This is a genomic window from Halomonas sp. SIMBA_159 (genome assembly GCF_046536035.1).
In the GTDB taxonomy this organism is placed as follows: Bacteria; Pseudomonadota; Gammaproteobacteria; order Pseudomonadales; family Halomonadaceae; genus Vreelandella; species Vreelandella venusta_A.
In genome coordinates, this window is record NZ_JAWJBT010001562.1 from 1 (window position 1) to 238 (window position 238).

A 238-nucleotide genomic window follows, 5' to 3' on the forward strand; every position below is an offset into this window, starting at 1 on the left:
CTATGAGGAGCCGTACCAGCAGATCGACCTGAACGCCGCGTACAACTTCACCCCGGCGCTCAGCCTGACCGCCTCGGTGCTCAACCTGACCGAGGAAGAGACCCGCTCGCACCTGGGCAACGACACCAAGGCCCGCTTCTACACCAACAGCTACGCCGGCCGCGTCATGTACCTGGGCATGACCTGGAAGTTCTGATCCGTCCCTCCTCCCTCCCCGCGCCGAAAGGCCGGGGAGGTT

1 protein-coding gene is annotated in these 238 nt (G+C 64.7%); it reads left to right on the forward strand.

The window, feature by feature from the left end:
* A partial coding sequence (locus R0J87_RS24485) for a hypothetical protein (RefSeq protein ID WP_498889643.1) occupies window positions 1-196 on the forward strand: 196 nt, incomplete at its 5' end.
* Window positions 197-238 lie beyond the last annotated feature (42 nt).